Here is a 21,216-nt window from a genome sequence, read left to right on the forward strand (position 1 = left end):
CCCCGCGAAATCGAACGAGCTCGCCGCCCATGCCTGCTTCAACGCCGCCCACGATCGAAGGACAGCCCTCGGTTCTGCTGGCGCAATGGGCGCTTCGCGCGGAAGACGCAACGACGCTGGGCATAACGTCCGCGCGCGAATTTTTCGTCTACGGCGCCAAGGCGCCCGCTCCCGCGTACGGCCCCGACGCCTGGCGCAGCGAATACGCGGTGCGCGAACGCCGCGCCGACGGCGCGACGCTGCAACACCATCTGGCCCAGCGCGAGGGTCATCGCAGCGCGATGTGGATCGCCGCCGATGCCGACAACGCCGACGAGATGGCCGACATGATCGCGCCCTCGGCCATCGCCTGCCTGACCGCGAAGCCGCGCTGGAAACGCGACGCCGGCGCGATCCCGGTGCGCGCCGACGGCGGTCTGTACGTGTTCCTCAAACAGTTCTACGTGCCCGACCGCGCCGACTTCCGCGCGCGGTTCCACGGCGGTTTCTCGCTGTTCCTGTTCGCCACGCCGCGCGACGGCGACGGCCTGGAACTGGCCCTGTTCGAGCAGGACATGAGCGAGCAGACGGCGGAAGACCACTACCGGCTCGAGGAGCGCATCGGCCGCTTCCTCGCGGCGCCGCGCGATCTGGCCAGCGTGGAAGCGCTGATCCGCGCCGGCGACCCGCACTTCCACGCGTTCGTGCTCGAAAGCCCGCACAGCACCCGGCCGGTGCTGGAAGCGCTGCTCGGGCACGCCAAGACCCAGGCGCTGAAGAAGGCCATCCAGAAGCGCATCGCCGGGATGTCGGCCTGACCGCGGTCCGGACGGTTTCCAGTCGGCCCGCGGCGACGGCGAAGAACGACGAACGAGCCTGAGCGCCCGGCGCGGCCCGCCGGCACCGCGCAGCCCCCTTCCCCAAAACGAGCAACCGCGACTGCGATCACGGCGGTTCTTCCTTGCGCGTCTAGGAATAATAAATTCCGCCAGGAACGCGACAGGGAATATCGCTAGCGTGCGCTATGCGACTCCGGCGCGCGCCGGCCGGGCCTCCTGTCAGCCCGGCCGGCGCCGCCCCGGAGCGCTCCGCCCGGTGCGCCGGCGCGGACGCGCAAGCCCATCGACCGCTAGGGGATTCACCATGAACCACCGCTCACGCCGCGCGCTCGCGCTGGCGTCGCTCGCCGGCAGCCTGCTGGCCGCCGGCGCCGCCCAGGCCGCCGCGCCGAACTTCCAGATGCCGTTCGCCTGCAACGACGTCTGGGTCGCCAACACCTGGGACGGCCACAAGCCCGCCAATTCGGTCGACATGAACCGCCCGGCCGGCGGCGGCTCCACCGCCGGCTCCACCGTGGTCGCCTCGGCCGCCGGCACCGTGCAGACCTCGACCTATTCCACCAACACCGGCTACGGCCATTACGTGGTCATCGACCACGGCGGCGGCTGGAAGACCCTGCACGCGCACCTGCAATCGCGCGCGGTCGCGGCCGGCGACAAGGTCAAGCAAGGCCAGAAGATCGGCGCTGTCGGCAACTCCAGCGCGATCTACACCCTCGCCCCGCACCTGCACTACGAACAGATCTACAACGGCGCGGTGCAGAAGGCGAAGTGGAACGGCGTGGCGCTGAAGTACTTCGAGAAGAAGAACTACACCAGCAAGAACAGCTGCGGCAGCGCGCCCGGCGGCGCGCCGGGCACGGTCGGCACCAGCGGTTCGCCGCTCAACGTGCGCTCCGGCCCGGGTACGAGCTACAGCGTCGTCGGCACGCTCGCCAACGGCGCCGCGGTGACGATCCGCTGCCAGAAGACCGGCGAAACCATCAGCGGCACCTACGGCACCAGCAGCCTCTGGAACAACGTCGGCGCGGCCGGAACCAACAAGTACATCCCCGACGCCTACACCCAGACCGGTTCCGACGGCCGGGTCGCGCCGGACTGCTGACCGCCGCGCAGCGGCGCATCGAACAAGACGCGCAGCAACGCGCCGATGCGACCTGCGCAACTTCGCGCGACAGCGCATCACGCAACGCAGCACGCCGCACCCGCCTCGGCACCCACGTAACCGAGGCCTCTGCCCAGCACTCCATCCATGCCAGAGAGGTTTCGACCATGCCGACTTCCCGTATCCATACCCCGCCGCGCCGCCGCGCGCCGCGCACCGCCGCCCTGCTGGCCGTGCTCGGCCTCGGCCTGTGCGCCAGCGCCGCGCACGCCGCGCGCCCGAACTTCCAGATGCCGTTCGCCTGCAACCAGACCTGGTACGGCGACACCTATCCCGGCCACGGCCTGCGCTACGCCGTCGACCTCAACCACAAGCCGCGCCCGCTCAGCGACGCCGACCTCGGCTCGCCCGTGGTCGCTTCCGCCGCCGGCAAGGCGACCACCTACAACCCGCATCCGGGCACCGGCTACGGCAAGCTGGTGGTGATCGACCACGGCGGCGGCTGGACCACCTGGTACGCGCACCTGGACAGCATCGCCGTCGGCAACGGCGCCAACGTCAGCCAGGGCCAGAAGATCGGCACGCTCGGCAAGACCACGCGCCCGGGCAACAGCATCTCCGCGCACCTGCACTACGAACAGCGCCTCAACGGCGACGACCAGAAGATCGTCTGGAACGGTTCGACCATCGTCTACGACCAGTACGAAGTCGCCTACAAGAGCCGCAACAGCTGCGGCACCGCGCCGGGCGGCGTCGCCGGCACCGTGCGCACCGCCGGCAGCCCGCTCAACGTGCGCTCCGGCCCGGGCACGACTTACAGCGTGGTCGGTTCGCTCGCCAACGGCGCCGCGGTGACGATCCGCTGCCAGAAGACCGGCGAAACCATCACCGGCACCTACGGCACCAGCAATATCTGGAACAACGTCGGCGCGGCGGGAACCAACAAGTACATCCCCGACGCCTACACCTTCACCGGTTCCGACGGCCGGGTCGCGCCGGATTGCTGACCGCATCGCCGCAAGCAACGACCCTCGCGGCGGCGCGTCCCGCCGCCGCGAGTCCGCCGCGCGCCGCGCGCGCAGGAGCACACGCATGAACAACCCGCTGCAATTCGCCAGCGCCCTGCTCGCTGCCGCCGTGTTCGGCGGCATCGTCGGCAGCTCGCTGACCCGCGCCTCGGTCGCGCCGAACGCATCGCCGGCGCAAACGCGCGGCGGGGCGGCGAACGCCGCGCCCGCATCGGGCGCGCCGCGCGGCAACGATCTGGCCGCCTACACTTACCCCGCGCGCGGCGCCGACAGCTTCGACCGCAACATCCAGCGCGCGCGCCGCGACCCGGCCTACCTGCGCGAACTGATCGGCAACTACCGCTTCGAAACCGAACTCGACCGCCGCGGCGCTCTGCTCGCGGTGCTGCAAGGCGTGGCCAACCAGGACGTGCTGCGCGCCGGCCGCGAACTGGCCGACAGCGGCGACCCGCGCCAGCGCCAGCTCGGCCTGGACCTGCTCAAGTCGTTCCCGCTCGACGTGACCGAAGTGCGCGAACTGCTGCAACGCCAGCTGCAGGACGAACGCGACCCGGCGATGCTCAAGCAGCTCGTCGACATGCTCGCGCCGACCGTGATCGCCAGCGAAGACGCCGCGCCCGTGCTGAACCGTCTCGACGCCCTGCGCCGCCACCCCGACCCGGCGGTGCGCGCCAGCAGCGTGCTGCAATCGGTGCAGTGGAACAAATCCGGCGACAACGAAGACATCCTGCACCGCGCCATCCTCGACAGCGACGCCGGCGTGCGCCAGGCCGCGATCGCCGGCATCAACGCCAGCGGCGTGCGCTCGGACCGGCTCAAGGACGCCCTGCTCGCGCTCGCCGGCGACCCGCGCAGCGACGGCGAGACCCGCAACGCCGCGGTGTTCGCGCTGCAGAACTTCGCCATGAACCGCAGCGAATACGCGCTGTACCGCCAGGCCGCCGAACGCGCGGTCGACGGCGACGGTCACGAACGCGAGTATCCGATGCGCTGAATGCCGGTCCCGGCACTACCGCCCAGGGCGCGGACGCGGCAGTCTGGCCGCTCCCTGCACCGGAGACAGCCCATGGCGCACCGCAGCCGCTTGGCCGGTTTCATCATCGATTGCGAGACCGGCGACATCGACGCCGCCGCGCGTTTCTGGGGCGGCGCGCTGGGCCTGCCGCCGGGCAAGGCCGAGGACGACGAGGGCGCGCTCTACGTCAGCCTGGACCAGCATCCCGCGCACCTGTACGTCGCGGTGCAGAAGGTCGACCACCCCTCACGCGTGCACCTGGACATCGAGAGCGACGATATCGACGCCGAAGCCGCGCGGCTGGAGAAGCTCGGCGCGAAGAAGCTCAAGTTCGTGAAGCGTTGGTGGGTCATGGAAGCGCCGACCGGGCATCGCTTCTGCGTGGTGAAGATGCACCACCCCGAAAAGGGTCCGGCGCCGAACGTCTGGGAGTGAACCGTTGTGGGACGGCCTTCGGGCCCGGCGTTTTCGTTTCGGGTCGCCGCGAACCGGAACCAAAGCGTCGCGCCCGAAGGCCTTCGTGCAAGCAAGACCGCGCCCTGAACTCAGGCCTCGCCGCGCGTCTTCGCCGCCAACGGCAGCGACACCCGGAAACACGCGCCGCCGCCGTCCGCATCCATCGCCTCCACCGCGCCGCGGTGCAGGCTGACGATGTCGCGCACCAGGTTCAGCCCGACTCCGGCGCCGCGCTCGTGCGGCTGCAGACGGAAGAAGCGTTCGAACACGCGCTCGCGATGCGCCGGCGGAATGCCCGGCCCTTCGTCGCAGACCTCGACCACGCCGTCGCTGCCGCGGCAGCCGACCCGGATCGTCACCGTGCCGCGGTTGCCGCCGTACTCGATCGCGTTCTGGACCAGATTCACCAGCACCCGCTCCAGCGCCAGCGCATCGCCGTTGACCGGCACCGGCGCGGCCTGGGCATCGAACGCGAGTTCGTAGCCGGCGGCGATCGCCAGCGGCGCCAGATCGGCGGCCACGCGCTGGCCCAGCTCGCCCAGGTCCAACGGTTCCAGCTGCGGCTCGGTGCGGTCGAGCCGTTGCAGGTCCAGCAGGTGCTCGGCCAGCACCGACATCCGCGCCACGTCCTGCAGCAGCCGCTCGCGCTCGGGCGAGGCCGGCATCGCTTCCAGGCGCGCGCTGAGGATCGCGATCGGCGTGCGCAACTCGTGCGCGGCGTCGGCGAGAAAGCGCCGGCGCCGTTCGAACCCCTCGTCGTAGCGCGACAGCGCGCCGTTGACCGCGCTGACCAGCGGCCGCACCTCGTCGGGCACGCCGGCCTCGGGCAGGCGCGCGCCGCGCCGCTCCACGTCGAGCGCGCGCGCCTGTTCGATCACCGGCTCCAGGCTGCGCAGCGACCAACGCACCACCTTCGGCGTGGCGATCGCGGTCACCAGCGCCATCACCGCCAGCAGCGGCAGGATCAGGGTCGCGAACAGCGACAGCGTCATCCACATCAGGCGCGAGGCCGACATCACCCGGCCCTTCTCGGTGGTCAGGATCCGCACCGGGCCGAAGCCCGCGTCGACGCGCTTGAGCCGCGCGCCGGCGATGCGGTCGTCGCCGAACAAATAGCCCAGGCGCGCCTGGCTGACCTGATCGAGCGCGCCGCCGATGCCGGCGAACTCGGCCGGCACCGGGCCGTGGCGCAGCTCGCGGCCGCCCTCGTCGCGGATCACGTACCACAGCCGCGGGATCTCCTCGCGCAACTCGCGCAGGTCGGCGGTGTCGCGCAGGCTCAGGCGGCCGGCGGCGTCGCGTTGCAGCGCCGCCTGCAGCACTTCCACCGCATTGTCTTCGTCGACCGCGACGTTGGCCGCGTGCAGGCTCAGCGCCACCAGCACGCCGAACGCGGTCAGCAACAGGCATTGCAGCCCGAGCATGCGCCACAGCAAGCGGCTGCGCAGCGAGCCGGAGGATTTCATGCGCTCTCCCGCAACAGATAGCCGACCCCGCGGATGCCGTGGATCTCCACGCCCGCGCCGGCTTCGGCCAAGCGCCGGCGCAGGCGCGAGACGTGGGCGTCGAGCGTGTTCGACTGGATCTCGTCGTCGTAGCCGTACACCGCCTGTTCGATGGTTTCGCGCAGCACGGTGCGGCCGCACCGGCGCAGCAGCGCTTCCAGCAACAGCAGCTCGCGCCGCGGCAGCTCCAGCGCGCGGCCGTCGACTTCGCCGGTGCGCGCGTCCAGGTCGAACGCGAGCCGGCCGATCCGCACCGTGTCGGTCTCCGCGCGCGGCGGCCGCCGGCGCAGCGCGCGCAAGCGCGCCAGCAGTTCTTCGACCGCGAACGGCTTGACCAGATAATCGTCGGCGCCGGCGTCCAGGCCGACCACGCGGTCGGCCAGATCGCCGCGCGCGGTCAGCACGATCACCGGCGTGTCGAGCCCGCGCGCATGCAGGCGCGGGATCAGCGCCAGCCCGTCGCCGTCCGGCAGTCCGCGGTCGAGCACGATCACATCGTGCGCCTGGCTCGCCGCCGCGGCCTCGCCGTCGGCCAGGCTGGCGGCGTGGTCGGCGACCATGCCGTAGCGCTTGAGCGCGGCGGCCAGGGCCGCGGCCAGCTCGGGTTCGTCTTCGATCAACAGGATGCGCATGCGCCGATCATCGCCCGCCCGGGTCCGGCGCGCACTGCGCCGTCGCCGCGCTCATACCCCCATCGACCGCCAGTCGCGGCGACGGGTGACCCGGTACACCGAGGCCGGCGGCAGGTTCAAGCGCGCCCGGCCCAGACGCTGGACCTTGAAGCCGTAACGCTCCAGCCACGCGCGCGGCAGCGGGAAGCTCAGGCCGTAAGTGAACTGGTAATAGGCGCCGTCCTCGCCGAGCTGGGCGAACGCGCCGAGCAGCACCGCCAGGCGCTGGCGCGGCGGCAGGTTGCGCAGCGGTAGGCCGCTGACCACCGCGCCGGCGCCGGCCTCGCCGAACAGGCGCGCGCGGCGCAGGCGGCGCGCGTCGGCGCACAGCACCCGCGCTTGCGGGAAGCGTTCGCCGAGCAGCTGCGCGAACTCCGGGCCGAACTCGATCAGGGTCAGGTCGCGTTCGGCCACGCCGCGTTCGAGCAAGGCGCGGGTGAACACGCCGGTGCCCGGGCCCAGTTCCAGCACCGGCCCGGTGCCGGCGTCGATCTGCGCGGTGATCAGCCGCGCCAGCGCCGCGCCGGACGGGGCGATCGCGCCGACCCGCCCGGGCGCGCGCGACCACGAACGCAGGAACGACCACAAATCGCCGCGCGCGGGCGCTGGGCGCGGCGCGGCGGCGCGGACGGCGGGGGTCAGGGGCGGGCTGCTCATGCGGGCGTGGCTCCGAAGCGGGTCTGCCTCGATTGTCCGCATCGGCATTGCGTCAACATTGCGTCGCCGCGACCGCGCTCAGCCGTCGTCCGCCACCAGCCGGTCGCGGCCGCCGGCCTTGGCGCGGTACAGAGCCTGATCGGCGCGGTCGAACACGTGATCCGGCGCGTCGCGCCCGGGCTCGCCCGCGGCCACGCCGATCGACACGGTCAGCGCGAACGGCAGCGCCGAGCGCGCGACCCGCGCGCGGATGCGCTCGCCGACCTCGGCCGCGACCGCCAGCCGCGTGCCCGGCAACACCACCAGGAATTCCTCGCCGCCGTAGCGGATCGCCACGTCGCCTTCGCGGATCGAACCGGCCACCGCATCGGCGACCGCGCGCAGCGCGCGATCGCCGAGCAGATGGCCGTAGCGGTCGTTGACCTGCTTGAAGTGGTCCACGTCGATCAACATCATCGTGTACGCGACCCGGCCGAGCTGGCGCATGGTCTCGGGATTGCCCTGCAACTGCGCCAGCGCGGTGCGGTTGAGCAGCCCGGTCAGGGCATCGTGGCTGGCGCTGTGCAGCAGTTCTTCGTTGCGCAGCTGCAGGTCGGCCTGCGCGCGTTCGAGCTGCAGCGCGAACGCCTCGCGCTCGGACAGCAGCCGGCGCTGCTCCATCGCGTAACGGCGCAGTTCGAACAGGTGCTGGATCTGCCGCCCCAGCGCCGCCAGGCCTTCGGCCTGCGCCGCGCGCAGCGCGCGCGGCGCCGCGTCGAGCACGCACACCGTTCCCAGCGGATGGCCGTCGGGCGTCCACAGCGGCGCGCCGGCGTAGAAACGCAGCGGCCGGCCGTCCTCCAGGCTCAGGCCGAGCGCGGCGAAGCGCGGGTCGGCGGCGACGTCGTCGATCACCAGCAAGCGGTCGGGCTGCGAATGCCAGATCAGTTCCGAACAGATCGAATGCGAACGCGGCAGTTCGCTCGGCGCGACCCCGACCCGGGCCTTGAACCAGACCCGCTCGCGGTCGAGCAGGGCGATCGCCGCGGCCGGCGTGTCGCACAGGGTCGCGGCGAGGCGGACGATGTCGTCGTAGGCGCTCTCCGCCACGCTGTCGAGCAGGCCGTACGCGCCCAGCGCCAACAGCCGCGCGGATTCGTCGGCCGGCGGCGACGGCGCGGACGGAACGGGCACGGCGTGCAACGGGCGGGGGCGGGACACGGTCGGCGCGGCAGGCTTAGGCTCGGGGCCCCCGCAGGCTACTGCGGCGGCGATTCAGCATTCGTGACGGCGTCCGCGGCCTGTCCAGCGTGCGGCGCGACCGTCGGCGCACCGGGGGCGGCGGCTCAGCCGGCGCGCGCCAGCCAGACCTCCAGCCCCTGCGCGTTGAGCTCCACGTCGACCGCCAGCGCCTCGCGTACCTGCGCCTCGTCGAGCGGACTGCCGTGTTCGCGCGCGCGGGCCAGGAAGTAATCGGCCAACGCCGCGCTCAGGCGCGCATGCAGATCCTCGCCGCCGGCCTGCGCGGCCGCGCGCGCGATCCGCACCATCGCGTCGATCTGTTCGATCAACTCGGCGCCGAGGCGCTGCACGTCCTCGACCCGGCCGTAATGGGTCAGGTACATCGCCGCCGGGTCGCGCGCCAGCATCGTGCGGATCGATTGTTTCAGCGGTTCGGGTTCGAACTGCACCGGCGAACTGGTCGGCAGCGCGAACGCGCCGCGCGCCGAATCGAACTCGCGATACGACAGACCGAAGGTGTCGCCGGTGAACCAGGCGCGGCTGCGCTGGTCCCACACGCACAGGTGATGGCGGGCATGGCCCGGCGTATCCACGCACAGCAGCGGGCGGCCGGCCAGATCGACCGTGTAGCCGTCGCCGGCGACGACCACGCGCTCGGCCGGCACCGGCAGGATCTCGCCGTAGCTGCGCGCCATCTCCGCCTCGCCGTACACCGCGGTCGCGCCGGCGACCAGGCGCGAGGGATCGATCATGTGCGGCGCGCCGCGCGGATGCACCGCCAGGCGCGCGTTCGGCAAACGCCGCATCAGCGCGCCGGCGCCGCCGGCGTGGTCCAGGTGCACGTGGGTCAGGATCAGCCAATCGACCTGCGCCGGGGTCAGCCCGTGCGCGTCGAGCGCGCCGAGCAGGGCCGGAATCGAATGCTGGGTGCCGCAGTCGACGAAGGCGGCGCGGCCGTTCTCGATCAGCAGATACGCGGCATCGAAATTCGGCCGATGGAAGCCGGTGTCGACGGTGACGATGCCGAGATCGGCGGTGGCGTGGGCTGCGCTCATGACGAAGGCGGGGCGGGGGCCGGCCTTCAGTCTAGGCCGCGGCGCGCGCCGGCCGCGATGCGGCTTTGGTCGGAATGGCCTGCGCTGGGCGCGATAGCCGACGCGACTGCCGTGGCAGGGGCTTCAGCTCCGAGGCTTTCGGCTCGGTTCGCCGGGAACTCCGCAGCAGCGTATCGAAAAGCGTCGGGCCTGAAGGCTCTCCCACAGGCGGGTCCTTCAGTGCGCGTCCACAGCCGCCGGCTCAGTCGCGGTAATCCTTGACCCCGCGCAACCACCGCCAACGCAGCGCCACCGCCACCGCCAGCACCGCCAGGAACACGCCGTAGCCGAGCGAGGTGGCCAGGATCTGCGGCCACATCGTCCCGTACTCGCGCCCGGCGTGCACATGCGCCCAATGCACCGCCAGCACGAACGCGCACGCCGACACCACCAGCGACACCGCATCGAACAGCTTGCGCGCCGAGGTGCGCGGACGCCGCGGATACAGCCAGAACAGCGCGCCGAGGATCGCGAACCACGGCAGGAACAGGATCAAGGCCAGATTGAGCTCGACGAAGCGGCTCACGAGGCGGCGCGTTCCTGCGCGGCGGCGGCCTTGGCCTGGCGTGCGGCTTCGTCGGCCTGGCGGATCGCGGCCAGCGCCTGCGCGACGCGCTCGCGCGCCGCGGCGTCGACCGGTTCGCTCGCCGCCAGCAGCGCGTCGAGCAGTTCGGCCGACGCGTCGGACTTGGCCCGGCCGAGCAACTGCCCGATCTCCTTCGGCGCGGCGAAGCCGCGGCTCTGCAACAGCACTTCGTCCTCGAGCGCGAGCTTGAAGTAGAACTGCCCGTCGGCTTCGCGGTACTGCTTGAACGCCGGCAGCGCCGTCGCCGCGACGATCTCGCCCGCCACGGCATCGGCCGCCGAGCGATCGCCCGCGGTGGACAGATCGCGCAGCCCCACCGCCTCGCGCAGCTCGCGCATCTGCGCGATCACGTAGCGCTCGCGCACCCGGCGCGCGCCGTCGCGCAGCAGCGCCTCGATGTCCTGCGGCCGCGCCATCAGCGCCTCGTACTTCTCGCGCAGCGGCGCGATCTCGCTGTCGATGCGTTCGAACAGCGCCTGCTTGGCCTCGCCCCAGGCGATGCCGTCGGCGAAGGCCTGGCGCATGGCCTGGGTCTCCTCGGCGCTGGCGAAGGCCTGATAGATCTGGAACAGCGCCGAGCCTTCGGTGTCCTTCGCCTCGCCGGGCGCGCGCGAGTCGGTGACGATCGAATAGATCAGCTTCTTGAGCTGCTCGCGCGGCACGAACAGCGGAATCGTGTTGTCGTAGCTCTTGCTCATCTTGCGGCCGTCCAGGCCCGGCAAGGTCGCCACGCTTTCTTCGATCAGCGCTTCGGGCAGGACGAAATGTTCGCCGTACAGATGGTTGAAACGCTGGCCGAAATCGCGCGCCATCTCGATGTGCTGGATCTGGTCGCGGCCGACCGGCACCTTATGCGCGTTGAAGATCAGGATGTCGGCGGCCATCAGCACCGGGTACATGAACAATCCGGCGTTGATGCCGGCGTCTTCGTCCAGGCCTTCTTCGCGGTTCTTGTCCACCGCCGCCTTGTAGGCGTGCGCGCGGTTGAGGATGCCCTTGCCGGCGACGCAGGTCAGGAACCACGACAGCTCGGGGATCTCGACGATTTCGCTCTGCCGGTAGAACCACACCTTGTCCGGTTCCAGGCCGCAGGCCAGCCAGGTCGCGGCGATTTCCAGGGTCGAGCGCTGCACGCGCCCGGGCTGCTGCACCTTGATCAGCGCATGCAGGTCGGCCAGGAAGTAGAAGCTCTCCACGCCGGGGTCGCGGCTGGCGGCCACCGCCGGGCGGATCGCGCCGACGTAGTTGCCGAGGTGGGGAGTGCCGGAGGTGGTGATGCCGGTCAGAACGCGGGTCGTGGTCATGGGGAATCTGTGGTGGAGCCTGATCGGCCAGTGTAGCGGCTCGCGCCGCGCGCAGAGTGCGCACCGGCGCGGATTGGCTAAACCGCAGGCAACGACGCCGCCCCGCCCCGCAGCCGGCCAGCGACCGCGCTAACCCCGTCACCGGCCGGGGCGCGTTAGCAGCCTGCGTACCCGGCCCCGCCGCGCCGCGCGCGGCCCCACAGGAGATCGTCATGTTCCGCTCATTCGCCTTGCTCGCCGCCGCGCTGACCGCCGGCGCCTGCGTCCCGGTCCAGGCCCGCCCGCTGGTCGAACTGGCGGTGATCGACCGCGACAACGGCGACTGGCTGCCGGCCTGGTCCTGGCGCGGCCAGCAGTGGATCGCCGGCGCCCCCGGCCATCGCTATTCGGTGCGCCTGACCAACAACACCGGCCAGCGCGTGCTGGTGGTGCTGTCGGTCGACGGCGTCAACGCGGTCAGCGGCCAGACCGCGAGCCCGTCGCAATCGGGCTATGTGCTCGACGCCTGGCAATCCACCGAGATCAACGGCTGGCGCAAATCGCTCGACGATGTCGCCCAGTTCGTGTTCACCGACCTCGGCGACAGCTACGCCGCGCGCACCGGCCGCCCCGACAACATCGGCGTGATCGGCGCGGCGGTGTTCCAGGAGCGTCAGGTCTACCGACCGGCGCCGCGCCCGTATCCGTCGCCCTACCCGTATCCGCCGTACGCGCGCGCCGAGGACGGCGCGGCCAAGGCCGAAAGCCGCGCCGCCGGCAATGCCGCGCCCGCCGCGCCGGCGGCCGAGCGCGCGCGCGAATCGGTCGCCGCCGACTCCGTCGCCGCGCAAAGCATCGGCACCGGCCACGGCGCGCGCGAATGGTCGCCGGTCTCGCAGACCGAATTCGTGCGCGCCTCGCGTTCGCCGGCGCAGCTGGTCGAACTGCGCTACGACGACTACACCAGCCTGGTCGCGCGCGGCGTGGTTCCGCGCTACCGCGATCCGGTCTATCGCCCCGACACGCCGCGCGCGTTTCCCGACGGCTTCGTCGCCGATCCGCCGCCGCGCCGCTGGTAAGCCTCACTCGCATCAATTCGTGTACTGCCTGCAGGAGCGGCGCAAACCGCGACCGCGCCAACAGAACCACGACGCACGTTTCCTGACCCGGTTGCATCAACGACAACAACGAACGACCGCTGCATTCGCAACGGAACCAGCGGTCGTCGTTGTCGCATTGGCGCGGTCGCGGCTCGCGCCGCTGCTACAAGGGGCACAGGCCGCAACGCGAAAGGCCGGGCATTGCCCGGCCTTTCGCGTCGCTGATGCTCGCTCGCGATCAGTTCAAGGTCTTGCCGAACTCGCGCACTTCCTTCTCCGCGCGATCGCGTTCCCAGCCGTAGCGTTCCTGCAGCTTGCCGGCGAGGTATTCGGCATTGCCTTCGGCGACGTCGAACACATCGTCGGTCAGATCGCCCCACTTGGCCTGGGCCTTGCCTTTGATCTGGGTCCACTTGCCGGCAATGATGTCTTTGTTCATCGTTCCACTCCTTCGTTGGGGGAATGCGTTGCGGCGCTGGCATCGCGACGTCGCGAACGACGCTGCGCATCGCCGCTGTCCGGTCACGCAGGGCCAGCTTCGCATCGGCCGCATTCGCGATCGGTCACGAATGCGTTAGCTGGCGCTTGATCTCGATGAACGCTTTGAACGCTTCAGCTTCGAAGCGCGACCTGGAACGCAACAAAAAGCGAAGGCCGGGTTTCCCCGGCCTTCGCGGCGTATCGCGTGAATGCGGCTCAGGCGCCGACCGGCATCACTTGCCGTCGCGCACTTCCTCGGCCTTCTGCTCGACCTTCTCGCCGGCCTTCTTCACGTCCTTGCCTGCGCCGGCGACGGTGTTGCACGCGGTCAGGGTTCCCAGCGAAAACAGGGCCAGCAGCAACAGGGCGGTCAAACGCTTCATGGGAATCTCCTCGTTTCGTCGTTGCGGGTCGTGGTTGCGGCCGCGCCGTGGGTCGCGTCCTGGGTCGGGATAAAACGCGAGCGAATGTGAAGCCGGCGTGCAGCGGCATCGGCCCGCACTGCGAAACAAGGCCTTACGCGCGCCGCGGCGGCGGCCGGCGTCAGCCGCGATTCATTCGCGGCCGCGCCGCCGCCGCGCCTCAGTCGCGCATCAGGGTCGACTTGCCGAACAGGCTCTCGACCAGATTCACCGCGAGCTTGGCGGTGCGGTTGCGTTTGTCCAGGATCGGATTGAGTTCGACGATGTCGAGCGAGGCCAGCCGGCCGCTGTCGGCGATCATCTCCATCACCAACTGCGCTTCGCGATAGTTCGGGCCGCCCGGCACCGTGGTGCCGACGCCCGGCGCGATGCTCGGGTCGAGGAAATCGACGTCGAAGCTGACGTGCAGATGGGTGTTCTCGTCGAGGCCTTCGAGCGCTTCCTCCATGACCCGGCGCATGCCGATCTCATCGATGTAGCGCATGTCGTACACGTCGAGCCCGTGCTGCTTGATCAACTGCTTCTCGCCCGGATCGACCGAGCGGATGCCGATCTGGCGGATCTCGTCGGCGCGCATCGCCGGCGCGTCGCCGCCGAGCTGGGTCAGCTCGTCCGGGCCGATGCCGCACAGGCACGACACCGGCATGCCGTGGATGTTGCCCGACGGCGTCACCTGGCTGGTGTTGAAGTCGGCGTGCGCGTCGAGCCACAGCACGCGCAATTGCTTGCCCGTGTCGCGGCAATGGCGCGCGACCGCGGTGATCGAACCCAGGCCGAGGCAGTGATCGCCGCCGAGCAGGATCGGTAACCGGCCGACGCGCAGTTCCGCGCCGACCGCGTCCATCACCGCGCGGTTCCACGCCACCACTTCGGCCAGATGGCGATAACCGGCGACCGGCTTTTGCCAGGGATTGCGCGGGCCGTCGAGATTGCCGCGGTCGACCACGTCGACGCCGCGCGCGACCAGCGCCTCGCCGAGACCGGCGATGCGCAACGCTTCCGGCCCCAGCCGCGCGCCGCGATGGCCGGCACCGACGTCGGTGGGCGCGCCGATCAGCGAAACCGGGGGATAAGTGCGACTCATGCGAATGTCCTCATCGCCGCACCGGAAAGCTCCACGGCGCGGCATCGTTAGGTGAACGCGCCAATGCCGGCGGCACCGCGCGATCGCCGCAACAGGGCCGTTGCGGCCGCCGACGATGCGGGCATTTTAGGGCGCCACCGCTAAGGTGGCTATCGGCGCGACAACACGGACCCAGGGCACATCATCCGCCGAACCTCGCGCGGAATCCGACCAGCGGTCGGGCTCCGGCCCGGTTTCCGTTGCCCGCGATCGCCTGAGTTTGCTAATGATGGCGGCACAGCAGGATCCAAGGAGGGCCTTGTGCGGCTTGCCGAATCCCCATCCGCCGTACTGTTCGCCGCGCTGTGCGGCTGCGCCTTGAGCGCCTGCGCGAGCGCCCCATCCCCTTCGACACCGACGCCGGCCAAGGAGAGCGCCGCCATGTCCCAGTCGTCCGCACCGTCCGACCGCATTCCCGACGCCGAACAAATCGGCACGCGCTTCCTGCAACTGCTGGGCGGGCTCCACCGCCGCGACGACCTGAGCCTGGCCCGGCTCGAACAGGCGACCGGCGTCGCCCTCAAGCCGGGCGGCGGCGGCCCGTTCTACACCCGCGACCTGCAAGCGGGTTGGTACTACCTGTTGAACTACGTCGAGGGGTCCGGCGCGGTCAAGCGCGGCGTCGGCCTGGAATTCGGCCATCGCGGCGATGCGCCGGCCGATCCGCGGCCGATCTGTTCGCTGAGCTTCCAGGACTATCACCAGCGCTTGCGCGCGCTGGGCTTCAGCGACGAACCCAACTACGGCGAGATCGGCCAGTTGATCGACTGGCGTTACCGCAAGGGCGATCTGACGGTCGCGGTGGTGCCGTGGCCGCAGGATCCTGCGGACGCGAAGGCGCCGGTCTGCGTGAAATCGATCGCCACGCTCAATTGAGCAAGGAAGCCCGGCCATGCCCATCGAGCCCAACACCGAACTCAACGCGGCGCTGACCAGTTTCGAAAAGCAGCCCGGCGTCACCGCGCAGCAGGTCGCGCAATTGCGCCACGCGCTGGCGTCCGATCCCGGCATGCTGCGCGACCTGAACCAGGAAGCCACCGCGGGGCAGTTGCGCGGCTTCGCGGTGCAGCCGGCCGCGACGACACCGCCCAGCCTGGTCGGCAGCTACGACCTGAGCACCGGCGTCGTCACCTTGCCCGCGGCGAGTTTTCAGGCGACCGGCACCACCTCCAGCGCCGACCTGCGCGCGGTGGTCCAGGTGCAGGAAATGTCGGTGCGTTTCGGCAACAGCCGGTTCCAGGACCCCAATAACGCCGCGGCGACCCTGCCCGTCACCCAGGACATGATCGACAACCTGCAGGGCGCCATCAACGGCTCGCCGGTGCTGGCGCGCGAGGTGAAGAAAGCCGCGACCACGGCCGATCCCGGCGACACCCAAACGCCGCACCGCAACCATCTGGAGAACTTCGGCTTCGTCTCCGGAATGAGCGCCGGCGGCGCCTATTACGGCGGGGACAAGACCATGCGCCTGCCCGCGGCGCGCCTGCAGACGCCGAACTACGATCCGGTGGACATGACCTTCGTGCTCGGGCACGAAATCGAACACGGCTTCAACCATCCGACCACCCGCGCCGCCACCCAGACGCTGCGCACCGGCGCTGCGGCCATCGCCGCGCAACCCGGCGCGACGCACGACTACACCGGCACCATCGGCGCTTATCTGGAATCCAGCCGCAAGGACGAGGCCGAAGCCGAAATCGCGGGTTGGAACGCCGCGCTGAGCCGGCTGCAGCAGACCAATCCGGCCGCCAACCAGACCGACATGCTCAACACCAACAACTCGCGCATGCGCGATTTCGTCCAGCGCGATCCGACCAGCGGCGCGGTGGTTCCGCTGCCCGCGCCGGCCGGAAAGCAGCCGCTGAGTTTCAACGCCGACGGCTCGCTCAACCCCACGCCCGACAATGTCGCGGCAATGGGGCGGCAGTACTTCGACCGTCCGCCGAATCCGGCGCCCGCCGTCGACCGTCCGCTCGGCGTGGGCGAGCGCGGATCCTCGGATTACTCCAACTATTACGGCACGTTCGCCATCGAAACCGCGATCGGCGCCGAGCGCGCGCATGCCCAGACCCATTCGGGCAGCGTGCATCCGGGCGTGACCCATCGCATGACCATCAACATGGGCAGCCTGCGCTTGAACGAAAACCTGCTCGAACGCGAAGGCATCGACATCCGGATCAATCCGGGCACGCCGCAACCGTATTACGACAGCGGCCAAACGCCGCCGGCGCTGCATCATTTCGATCACACCCAAAGCGGCGCCAACGACCACACCCACGTCCCCATCGCCGGCACGCCGCCCGCACCGTCGGCGCTGGAGCGGCTGTCGCCGAACGACCGGGCGATGTTCGAGCGCTTACGCGAGCAGGCGCCGGCGCATCTGCCCGAGGACGTGCTCGGGCGCGCGCTGGCGGCGACCAAGGCGGCCGGCATCGAGCGGCCGGATCAGATCGCCTCGGCACGGCTCAGCGGAGAGCGCCTGTGGGTCGAGGGCACTACACCGGGCTTCCATGCCGCGGTGGAAGTCTCCGGCAATGGCCCGGGGCTGCGGGAGCTCGCGCAAACGCCGCAACCGGCGCAGGCGCAGCAGGAACAGCAGTCCCAGCAGGAACAGGTCAAAGCGACGGCGCCGCGCGCGCATTAGCGCGCTGCGCGTCGGCTGTCGCGGGGCGACAAGGCCGTATCCGGAAACGTGCGGTGCGTGGATCGATCGATACCGAGCGACGACCATGCGCAAGATTGCGGACGACGCCAGGCCGCGTTTCGATGCAGCGGTGGGTCGCAGCGATGCCGGCCTTCTGCGGGCGGGTGAGTTCGTCGATGCGGTGTGCGCGGGGATCGGCGCGGTTGCGGCGGGGGGCCGGAACGAGGGCGGCCTTCGGATGAGGCGGCCGGGCGGTTGCGTTGTCTCGGTTTCACGTGGTGCCGCTTGTCCGAATCGAACGGACGACCGCTCGCTTACAAGGCGAGTGCTCTACCAACTGAGCTAAAGCGGCAACGAAACGCGAGCCGGCACGGCCGGCCGGGGCATTCTATCGCGCCGGCGCGCCCGGCGGACAAGCGCGGCCGGCGCCCGCCTTCAGCGGACCTTGTCGCAGGAAATGCCGCGCCAGCGCTGCGCGCCGGCGGCCACGCGCAGGGCTTCGCCCTTGGCGCCGACGCTGGCGGCGTCCAGCCACACCTGGCCGCTGCTCTCGCCGAGCGCCTCGACCTTGACCGCGAACCCCTTGGCGGCCAGTTCGTCGCCGCGCCGGCGCGCGGACTCCTCGCTGCGGAAACGGCCCAGGGCGATGGCATTGGCTTCGGCGCCGCTCATCACGAACAGATCGCTGAAGCCGGCCGCACGGATGCGCTGCGCGGCGGCCTGCGCGGCCTCGGAGTTCGCGGCCGGCAAGTACACCCGCCAGCCGCGCGAGTTGCCGCCGCCGGCCAGGCTGCGGCTGGAGACTTTCTGCGTCAGCGGCGCCAGCTTCGCCCGCGCCGCGGAGGCGGCCGCGTCATCGGCGAACGGCCCGACGCTGAAACATTGCGGCGGCGTCGCCGGCGCGGGCGGCGGTGTGGCGGCCACGGCGGCGGCCGGTTCGGGCTTGGCTTCGCCGGGCTTGGTTTCGGCAAGCTTGGCGTCGTTGGGCTTGCTGTCGCTGGGCTTGCTGTCGCCGGCTTTGGTTTCGCCGGCCTTCGCTTCATCCGCCTTCGCTTCGAGCGGCTTCGCCTCGGCGGGCTTGAGCGCTTCGACCGGCCGGCTGGCGGCCGCAACCGGCGCGCCGCGCCGGCCTTCGTCGGCCAGTTGCAGCCGCGCCACGCCGAGCGGCAGTGTTTCTTCGGCCGGCGGCGGCGGCGCGGGACGCGCGATCCACCACGCGGCGACGCCGAGGTTCAGAGCGGTCAGCAGGACGATGAGGGCGCGAACGAGCATGCGGGGATTCTAGCCTGCGCGGTCAGGATGAAGTTTCGACCGCCGCCCAGATCGCCAGCCCTTCCAGCACCAGCGACGGCGCGGCCTGCGCCATCGGCAACGCGGCCGCGAGCGCATCGCTGCCGCCGCCGTGCAACAGCAGCCGCGGCGTCGCGCCCAGGCGCTGCGCGGCGCGGGCGAGGCTGCGCTCGATCAGCGCGATCGCCGCGCCGTCGGCGCCGGACGCGAGCGCGTCCTCGGTGTCGGCGGCGAAATCCAGGGCGCGTCCGCCGTGCTCGGGCAGTTGCGGCGCGCGCGCGTGCAGGGCTTCGCGCATCAGCGTCGGCGACGGCGCGATCAGGCCGCCGTGGTGCGATCCGTCGGCGTCGAGCAGGTCGATCGTCAGCGCGGTGCCGACGCCGCAGATCAGGCTCGCGCCGCGCGCCTGCGCATGAGCGCCGAGCAGGCCGAGGAAGCGGTCGACGCCGAACTTGCGCGGTTCGGCATAGGCGATGCGCACTTCGCCGAAACCGGGCGCGCGGAAACGGGTCTGGGTGCGGGCGATGGAAATGCGGCCGCAGCGCGCGCTCAGCGCCTGCAACACCGCCATGCGCTGGGCCGGATGGGCGACGCTGGCCAGATAGGCCACGTCGATGCGCTCGCGCGGCAGGTGTTCGCTCAGCGCGGCGGCGATGTCTTCCTCGCGGTGCGGCAACGCCAGCGCCGCGCCGGGACGGCCGTCGGCACGCAGCGGCGCGCACTTGAGCCGAGTGTTGCCCAGATCGAACAGCCAAGCGTTCATCGCGGCGCTCCGCCGCGGCGCACGCTGACTTCGCCGGCATGGAAGCGGCGCTCCTCGCCGTCGTCCAGGCGCACGCGCAGCGAGCCGTCGTCGGCCAGGCCGAGCGCGGTGCCGCGGTGCTCCGCGTCGTGGCCGAGCACGCCGACCGCTTGTCCGGCCAACGCGTCGAACGCGGCGTAACGATCGCGGAACGGCGCCAGGCCGTGCGCGTCGAATTCGTCCAGCGCCGGCAGCAGCGCGTCGAGCAGCGCGGCGACGACGTCGTTGCGCGCCAGCGGCCGCGCGCCGGCCAGCGCGGCCAGATCGCACCAGGGCTGATCGATCTGCGCCGCGGCCGCGGCCGGCATGCGCACGTTGAGGCCCAGGCCGATCACCGCGCGCGCCGGGCCCGCGTATTCGCCGCCGCCTTCGACCAACAGCCCGCCGAGCTTGCGCAGGCCGTCGCCGTCGAGCGCGACCAGATCGTTCGGCCACTTCAGCCGCACCGAATCGAACCCGAGCGCGTGCAGCGCTTCGGCCGCGGCGATGCCGGCGACCAGACTCAGGCCGCCCAGCCGCGCCAGCCCGCCGCCGAACGCGCGCGCCAGCGACAGATACAGGTGCGCGGCCAGCGGCGACGCCCAGACCCGGCCGCGACGGCCGCGGCCGCCGGTCTGGCGTTCGGCCAGCAGCACCGCGGCGCCGCGCGCCGGCGTGTGGCGGCGCAGCAGCTCGCTGTTGGTCGAATCGATGGTCCAGGCGATGTCGAGCGAATCCAGGCGCGCGCGCGCCGTCGGCGCCAAGGCGGCTTGGATCGTTGCGGCGTCGAGCAAATCGAGCGGTTGCGACAAGGCATAGCCGCGCCCGGGCTTGGCTTCGATCGCCACGCCGGCTTCGCGCAACGCCTCGATGCGTTTCCATACCGCGGCGCGGGTCTGCCCCGCCGCCGCGGCGAGCGCATCGCCGGTGGCCGGGCCCGCGATCAGGCGTTGCAACAGCGCGCGGTCGTCCATCAGCCCTTGCGCCAACGATGCAGCAGGCGCGCGCGGGCGAAGCGCGATTCGGTGCCGGCGCGCAGCCGCGCCAGATTGCCGCGATGGGTGAACGCCACCAGCGCCGCCGCGGCCACGCAGAACCACAGCCGCGGCGCGCCGGCGTCGCTCAGCCAGGCCAGCAACGGCAGGCACAGCGCGGCGACCACGCTGGCCAGGCCGACATAGCCGCTGACGACGAGGGTCGTACCCCACACCAGCAACAACACCGGAATCGCGAACGGCCACAACACCGCGAGCCCGCCGACCACGGTCGCCACGCCCTTGCCGCCGCGGAAGCCGTGCCACAGCGGCCAGACGTGCCCGAGCACCGCCGCGAACGCGGCCAGATAGCCGTGCGCGGTCACCGACAGCCCGTCGCCGAGCGGCGCGTACCGCAGCGCCAGCCATGCGGCCAGCGCGCCCTTGCCGATATCGATGGCGACCACGCCGAGGGCGAAGCGCAGGCCTTGCGTGCGCAGCGCATTGGTGCCGCCGGCGTTGCCGCTGCCTTGAGTGCGGATGTCGACGCCGCGCAGCTTGCCGAGCGTCAGGCTGCCGGACACCGAACCGATCGCGTACGCCGCGGCCAGCAGCGCCAGCGAGCGCGGCTCCGGGACGGCGAGGGACAGGGTCGGCGCGAGGGCGGAAAACGGCATGGCGCGGATTATGCGGGAGGCGGCGGGATTTTCGCTGCGGGCGCGACGCGACTGACTGTTGTGGGAGCGCGCTTTTGTGAGGGCGCCCTATTGTGAGGGCGCCCTATAGCGAGAGCCGGCTTTTGCGAGAGCCGCCTCTTTGTGGGCGGCCGCTTTTGTGGGAGGGTCTTCAGGCCCGACGCTTTCCGGTCGATTCGCCGCGATCCGGCACAACAGCGTCGGGCCTGAAGGCCCTCCCGCAAAAGCCCGGCCACAGCAATGCTCCCTCGAACGCCGCAGCCCGCGA

General features: G+C 71.2%; 24 protein-coding genes and 1 tRNA gene. 9 read left to right on the top strand and 16 right to left on the bottom strand.

From position 1 onward, the window contains the following. Positions 1–29 precede the first annotated feature (29 nt). The 6 genes from JHW38_RS12135 (at position 30) to JHW38_RS25980 (ending at position 4,509) form a co-directional block, all read left to right on the top strand. Positions 30–797, top strand: coding sequence for a hypothetical protein (locus tag JHW38_RS12135; RefSeq protein ID WP_207526153.1), 768 nt, complete (start codon positions 30–32; stop codon positions 795–797). A gap of 325 nt (positions 798–1,122) precedes the next feature. Continuing rightward, complete coding sequence (locus tag JHW38_RS12140) at positions 1,123–1,923, top strand: M23 family metallopeptidase (protein ID WP_207526154.1); 801 nt, start codon at positions 1,123–1,125, stop codon at positions 1,921–1,923. A gap of 167 nt (positions 1,924–2,090) precedes the next feature. Beyond that, positions 2,091–2,930, top strand: a complete 840-nt coding sequence (locus JHW38_RS12145) for a M23 family metallopeptidase (protein ID WP_207526155.1) — start codon at positions 2,091–2,093, stop codon at positions 2,928–2,930. An 85-nt stretch (positions 2,931–3,015) separates the two neighbouring features. Beyond that, on the top strand, positions 3,016–3,945 hold the full coding sequence (locus JHW38_RS12150) for a HEAT repeat domain-containing protein (RefSeq protein ID WP_207526156.1): 930 nt from the start codon (positions 3,016–3,018) through the stop codon (positions 3,943–3,945). Between the two features lie 72 nt (positions 3,946–4,017). After that, positions 4,018–4,401: a VOC family protein gene (locus JHW38_RS12155; protein ID WP_207526157.1), complete on the top strand. Its 384-nt coding sequence runs from the start codon at positions 4,018–4,020 to the stop codon at positions 4,399–4,401. 6 nt (positions 4,402–4,407) lie between these two features. Beyond that, entirely contained in the window at positions 4,408–4,509 is a 102-nt protein-coding gene (locus JHW38_RS25980; protein ID WP_428995303.1) for a DUF6053 domain-containing protein, read from the top strand. Positions 4,510–4,511: 2 nt separating this feature from the next. Here the strand turns inward: JHW38_RS25980 and JHW38_RS12160 are convergent, their stop codons facing one another. From JHW38_RS12160 to JHW38_RS12190, 7 genes are all read right to left on the bottom strand, one after another. Next, on the bottom strand, positions 4,512–5,888 hold the full coding sequence (locus tag JHW38_RS12160) for a sensor histidine kinase (RefSeq protein WP_207526158.1): 1,377 nt from the start codon (positions 5,886–5,888) through the stop codon (positions 4,512–4,514). After that, a complete protein-coding gene (locus JHW38_RS12165; RefSeq protein WP_207526159.1) occupies positions 5,885–6,559 on the bottom strand; it encodes a response regulator in 675 nt (224 codons plus the stop codon). The genes JHW38_RS12160 and JHW38_RS12165 overlap by 4 nt, the downstream gene beginning before the upstream one ends. A 51-nt stretch (positions 6,560–6,610) precedes the next feature. Then, on the bottom strand, positions 6,611–7,255 hold the full coding sequence (locus JHW38_RS12170; protein WP_207526160.1) for a class I SAM-dependent methyltransferase: 645 nt from the start codon (positions 7,253–7,255) through the stop codon (positions 6,611–6,613). A gap of 78 nt (positions 7,256–7,333) precedes the next feature. Then, positions 7,334–8,428, bottom strand: coding sequence for a GGDEF domain-containing protein (locus JHW38_RS12175; protein ID WP_207526161.1), 1,095 nt, complete (start codon positions 8,426–8,428; stop codon positions 7,334–7,336). A 152-nt stretch (positions 8,429–8,580) separates the two neighbouring features. Beyond that, positions 8,581–9,531, bottom strand: coding sequence for an MBL fold metallo-hydrolase (locus tag JHW38_RS12180; RefSeq protein WP_207526162.1), 951 nt, complete (start codon positions 9,529–9,531; stop codon positions 8,581–8,583). Positions 9,532–9,772: 241 nt separating this feature from the next. After that, complete coding sequence (locus tag JHW38_RS12185; RefSeq protein WP_242691337.1) at positions 9,773–10,096, bottom strand: hypothetical protein; 324 nt, start codon at positions 10,094–10,096, stop codon at positions 9,773–9,775. After that, complete coding sequence (locus JHW38_RS12190; RefSeq protein ID WP_207526163.1) at positions 10,093–11,460, bottom strand: tryptophan--tRNA ligase; 1,368 nt, start codon at positions 11,458–11,460, stop codon at positions 10,093–10,095. The genes JHW38_RS12185 and JHW38_RS12190 overlap by 4 nt, the downstream gene beginning before the upstream one ends. A 212-nt stretch (positions 11,461–11,672) precedes the next feature. Between JHW38_RS12190 and JHW38_RS12195 the strand changes: the two genes are divergently transcribed. Continuing rightward, positions 11,673–12,518 (top strand): hypothetical protein, encoded by an 846-nt coding sequence (locus tag JHW38_RS12195; RefSeq protein WP_242691338.1) that lies wholly within the window; start codon positions 11,673–11,675, stop codon positions 12,516–12,518. A 259-nt stretch (positions 12,519–12,777) separates the two neighbouring features. Here the strand turns inward: JHW38_RS12195 and JHW38_RS12200 are convergent, their stop codons facing one another. The 3 genes from JHW38_RS12200 to rocF form a co-directional block, all read right to left on the bottom strand. After that, on the bottom strand, positions 12,778–12,978 hold the full coding sequence (locus tag JHW38_RS12200; protein WP_207526164.1) for a CsbD family protein: 201 nt from the start codon (positions 12,976–12,978) through the stop codon (positions 12,778–12,780). Positions 12,979–13,252: 274 nt separating this feature from the next. Beyond that, positions 13,253–13,402, bottom strand: coding sequence for an entericidin A/B family lipoprotein (locus JHW38_RS12205; protein WP_207526165.1), 150 nt, complete (start codon positions 13,400–13,402; stop codon positions 13,253–13,255). Between the two features lie 199 nt (positions 13,403–13,601). Further along, the gene (rocF, locus tag JHW38_RS12210; protein WP_207526166.1) at positions 13,602–14,525 is read right to left on the bottom strand and encodes an arginase; all 924 of its coding nucleotides are present in this window, start codon (positions 14,523–14,525) and stop codon (positions 13,602–13,604) included. A gap of 420 nt (positions 14,526–14,945) precedes the next feature. Between rocF and JHW38_RS12215 the strand changes: the two genes are divergently transcribed. Together JHW38_RS12215 and JHW38_RS12220 are read left to right on the top strand one after the other, a co-directional pair. Next, the gene (locus JHW38_RS12215; protein ID WP_207526167.1) at positions 14,946–15,440 is read left to right on the top strand and encodes a hypothetical protein; all 495 of its coding nucleotides are present in this window, start codon (positions 14,946–14,948) and stop codon (positions 15,438–15,440) included. A 16-nt stretch (positions 15,441–15,456) separates the two neighbouring features. Beyond that, a complete protein-coding gene (locus JHW38_RS12220) occupies positions 15,457–17,208 on the top strand; it encodes a hypothetical protein (protein ID WP_207526168.1) in 1,752 nt (583 codons plus the stop codon). 276 nt (positions 17,209–17,484) lie between these two features. Here the strand turns inward: JHW38_RS12220 and JHW38_RS12225 are convergent. From JHW38_RS12225 to JHW38_RS25985, 6 genes are all read right to left on the bottom strand, one after another. After that, positions 17,485–17,560: transfer RNA gene (locus JHW38_RS12225), tRNA-Thr, on the bottom strand. Positions 17,561–17,643: 83 nt separating this feature from the next. Next, the gene (locus tag JHW38_RS12230) at positions 17,644–18,480 is read right to left on the bottom strand and encodes an SPOR domain-containing protein (RefSeq protein ID WP_207526169.1); all 837 of its coding nucleotides are present in this window, start codon (positions 18,478–18,480) and stop codon (positions 17,644–17,646) included. A 22-nt stretch (positions 18,481–18,502) separates the two neighbouring features. Further along, a complete protein-coding gene (locus JHW38_RS12235) occupies positions 18,503–19,261 on the bottom strand; it encodes a type III pantothenate kinase (RefSeq protein WP_207526170.1) in 759 nt (252 codons plus the stop codon). Further along, positions 19,258–20,253 carry a bifunctional biotin--[acetyl-CoA-carboxylase] ligase/biotin operon repressor BirA gene (gene birA / locus JHW38_RS12240; protein WP_207526171.1) on the bottom strand — a complete coding sequence of 332 codons (996 nt, stop codon included), beginning with the start codon at positions 20,251–20,253 and terminating at the stop codon, positions 19,258–19,260. The genes JHW38_RS12235 and birA overlap by 4 nt, the downstream gene beginning before the upstream one ends. Beyond that, positions 20,253–20,930, bottom strand: a complete 678-nt coding sequence (gene plsY / locus JHW38_RS12245; protein ID WP_207526172.1) for a glycerol-3-phosphate 1-O-acyltransferase PlsY — start codon at positions 20,928–20,930, stop codon at positions 20,253–20,255. The genes birA and plsY overlap by 1 nt, the downstream gene beginning before the upstream one ends. Positions 20,931–21,017: 87 nt before the next feature. Next, on the bottom strand, positions 21,018–21,209 hold the full coding sequence (locus JHW38_RS25985) for a DUF6053 domain-containing protein (RefSeq protein ID WP_428995323.1): 192 nt from the start codon (positions 21,207–21,209) through the stop codon (positions 21,018–21,020). Between the last annotated feature and the right edge of the window lie 7 nt (positions 21,210–21,216).

Source organism: Lysobacter enzymogenes, from assembly GCF_017355525.1.
Classification (GTDB): Bacteria; Pseudomonadota; Gammaproteobacteria; order Xanthomonadales; family Xanthomonadaceae; genus Lysobacter; species Lysobacter enzymogenes_C.

Excerpts from the sequence above, each read along its gene's own strand:
- JHW38_RS12135 (WP_207526153.1), top strand. The coding sequence starts at position 30 with ATGCCTGCTTCAACGCCGCCCACGATCGAAGGACAGCCCTCGGTTCTG.
- JHW38_RS12140 (WP_207526154.1), top strand. The coding sequence starts at position 1,123 with ATGAACCACCGCTCACGCCGCGCGCTCGCGCTGGCGTCGCTCGCCGGC.
- JHW38_RS12145 (WP_207526155.1), top strand. The coding sequence starts at position 2,091 with ATGCCGACTTCCCGTATCCATACCCCGCCGCGCCGCCGCGCGCCGCGC.
- JHW38_RS12150 (WP_207526156.1), top strand. The coding sequence starts at position 3,016 with ATGAACAACCCGCTGCAATTCGCCAGCGCCCTGCTCGCTGCCGCCGTG.
- JHW38_RS12155 (WP_207526157.1), top strand. The coding sequence starts at position 4,018 with ATGGCGCACCGCAGCCGCTTGGCCGGTTTCATCATCGATTGCGAGACC.
- JHW38_RS12160 (WP_207526158.1), bottom strand. The coding sequence starts at position 5,888 with ATGAAATCCTCCGGCTCGCTGCGCAGCCGCTTGCTGTGGCGCATGCTC.
- JHW38_RS12165 (WP_207526159.1), bottom strand. The coding sequence starts at position 6,559 with ATGCGCATCCTGTTGATCGAAGACGAACCCGAGCTGGCCGCGGCCCTG.
- JHW38_RS12170 (WP_207526160.1), bottom strand. The coding sequence starts at position 7,255 with ATGAGCAGCCCGCCCCTGACCCCCGCCGTCCGCGCCGCCGCGCCGCGC.
- JHW38_RS12180 (WP_207526162.1), bottom strand. The coding sequence starts at position 9,531 with ATGAGCGCAGCCCACGCCACCGCCGATCTCGGCATCGTCACCGTCGAC.
- JHW38_RS12190 (WP_207526163.1), bottom strand. The coding sequence starts at position 11,460 with ATGACCACGACCCGCGTTCTGACCGGCATCACCACCTCCGGCACTCCC.
- JHW38_RS12195 (WP_242691338.1), top strand. The coding sequence starts at position 11,673 with ATGTTCCGCTCATTCGCCTTGCTCGCCGCCGCGCTGACCGCCGGCGCC.
- JHW38_RS12200 (WP_207526164.1), bottom strand. The coding sequence starts at position 12,978 with ATGAACAAAGACATCATTGCCGGCAAGTGGACCCAGATCAAAGGCAAG.
- JHW38_RS12205 (WP_207526165.1), bottom strand. The coding sequence starts at position 13,402 with ATGAAGCGTTTGACCGCCCTGTTGCTGCTGGCCCTGTTTTCGCTGGGA.
- rocF (WP_207526166.1), bottom strand. The coding sequence starts at position 14,525 with ATGAGTCGCACTTATCCCCCGGTTTCGCTGATCGGCGCGCCCACCGAC.
- JHW38_RS12215 (WP_207526167.1), top strand. The coding sequence starts at position 14,946 with ATGTCCCAGTCGTCCGCACCGTCCGACCGCATTCCCGACGCCGAACAA.
- JHW38_RS12220 (WP_207526168.1), top strand. The coding sequence starts at position 15,457 with ATGCCCATCGAGCCCAACACCGAACTCAACGCGGCGCTGACCAGTTTC.
- JHW38_RS12230 (WP_207526169.1), bottom strand. The coding sequence starts at position 18,480 with ATGCTCGTTCGCGCCCTCATCGTCCTGCTGACCGCTCTGAACCTCGGC.
- JHW38_RS12235 (WP_207526170.1), bottom strand. The coding sequence starts at position 19,261 with ATGAACGCTTGGCTGTTCGATCTGGGCAACACTCGGCTCAAGTGCGCG.
- birA (WP_207526171.1), bottom strand. The coding sequence starts at position 20,253 with ATGGACGACCGCGCGCTGTTGCAACGCCTGATCGCGGGCCCGGCCACC.
- plsY (WP_207526172.1), bottom strand. The coding sequence starts at position 20,930 with ATGCCGTTTTCCGCCCTCGCGCCGACCCTGTCCCTCGCCGTCCCGGAG.